Source organism: Streptomyces sp. NPDC007205, from assembly GCF_040634095.1.
Taxonomy (GTDB): domain Bacteria; phylum Actinomycetota; class Actinomycetes; order Streptomycetales; family Streptomycetaceae; genus Streptomyces.
The window spans coordinates 1-1,507 of the sequence record NZ_JBEYEW010000174.1; the positions used below are offsets into that span (position 1 = coordinate 1).

Genomic DNA, 1,507 nt, shown 5'->3' on the forward strand with positions numbered 1-1,507 from the left:
TTGAGACTTCAGACATCTCGCTCAACAGTCCGAGGGCCTCGCCCGTTACTCGACCGGCCTCGTCACCCGATCGGTGGCCAAATTGAAAAGCCTCAATCCGTCAGGGCGAACGCCAACGGGACTCGCTCAATCCCGTTCTGATCACTCGTCACGGAACACCTCGAGTCCGTCGTCGGGGCTGTAGCTGAGCCGGAACCCTGCCACACGCGTCTGACAACCGGGCCTGACCGGCAGGATCAGCTCGCCCGACAGCCAGATGCTGCCCTTCGCCTGCCAGCTCGGGACGAAGAACTCCTCCAGATCGGCGATCACACGATCGATCACGTACGGCTTCGCCATCCGCGCCGGCAGCCGCAGCATGCACGCCGCAGCAGCCTGCGCGGCCTTCCTCACGGGAACGCTGTCGGTCGGCAGCGGCAGACCGCCGCGCCCCTCACCGGCCCAGCTGACCGTCGCAAGCGACCCGTCATCAAGCCGCTCCACAATGATGACCTCCACACTCTCCGGGGCATCGCGCACCTGCGCCCGCCCGGCGCGAGTATCGTCCGCGTCCCCCGCATTACCGGACAGCCAGCCCACCAGCGACCGCCCAGGCCGACCCTGGCGGCAATGCGGAACGTGTCCGCGGCTTTGCCCTTGGCCGCCCTGACCTCCTCGTACTCGCCGCGCGCCCGGCCCATCGCCTCTGCCCAGATCGCAGCCGGTTTCCGCGTCAGTGTCGGCGCCGCCCACGCCTACGTTCGCTGACGCTGCTGGCCCGCCGGGCGCCGGGACTGACCCGGATCCTTCGCGAGGTGAAGGCGAGAGCGGAGTATGTGCTGGTGGATGGCACCCTGGCCGAGTGCGACCGGGTGGGCGACGCACGTGCCGGCTACAACGGCAAGCATCGCCGCCACGGTGTGAACCTCCAGGTCATCACCGCCCCCGACGGCAGGATCCTGTGGATTTCCAGGGCCCTGCCCGGCCGCACCCACGACCTCACTGCGGCCCGCCGGCACCGTGTCATCGCCACCTGCCGACGACTGGGCATCCCGGTCCTGGCGGACATGGGCTATCTCGGCGCCGGCGGAACCTTCGCCGTCCCGCACCGCCGCCGTCCGCGACAAGCACCCACCGTCCAGCAACGGTCGGTGAACAAAGCCCATGCGCGGGTCCGGTATCCCGTCGAGCGCGGCATGGCCCGGCTCAAGACCTGACGCATCTTCCGGAAAACCCGCTGCGGCCCCACCTCGCTCACCACAGCAGCCCGCGCCGTCCTCACTGTGCAGAGCTACCGCCGAAAAGGCTCGGTGTTCACATCTGCCGTGCCGACGTCAGGTCGGCGATCTGCTGGTGGGACAGCAGGCCGGCGACGGCTTGGACGATGTCGCTCATGTGCTCGCGGCGGCCGAGATGGGGGACCAGCCGTTTTTCTGGCTCTGGCCCGTAATCGGTGGTAACCAAGGGTGACGGGCGCCGTTGGTGTGGTGTGCGAGATGTCAATGAGCTTGTGGCTGTGGTGTTTTCG

Annotated in this window: 1 protein-coding gene and 2 pseudogenes; 1 reads left to right on the plus strand and 2 read right to left on the minus strand. The window is 68.1% G+C overall.

What is annotated here, in order from left to right; all coding sequences use genetic code 11:
* Window positions 1–141 precede the first annotated feature (141 nt).
* Window positions 142–579, minus strand: a complete 438-nt coding sequence (locus ABZ624_RS43025; RefSeq protein ID WP_360101220.1) for a hypothetical protein — start codon at window positions 577–579, stop codon at window positions 142–144.
* A gap of 108 nt (window positions 580–687) precedes the next feature.
* On the opposite strand from ABZ624_RS43025, the pseudogene ABZ624_RS43030 reads away from it, so the two are divergent.
* A pseudogene (locus ABZ624_RS43030) lies at window positions 688–1,277 on the plus strand (transposase family protein); the annotation flags it as partial.
* A gap of 16 nt (window positions 1,278–1,293) precedes the next feature.
* Here ABZ624_RS43030 and ABZ624_RS43035 read toward each other — a convergent pair.
* Window positions 1,294–1,507 (minus strand): annotated as a pseudogene (locus tag ABZ624_RS43035) (hypothetical protein); the annotation flags it as partial.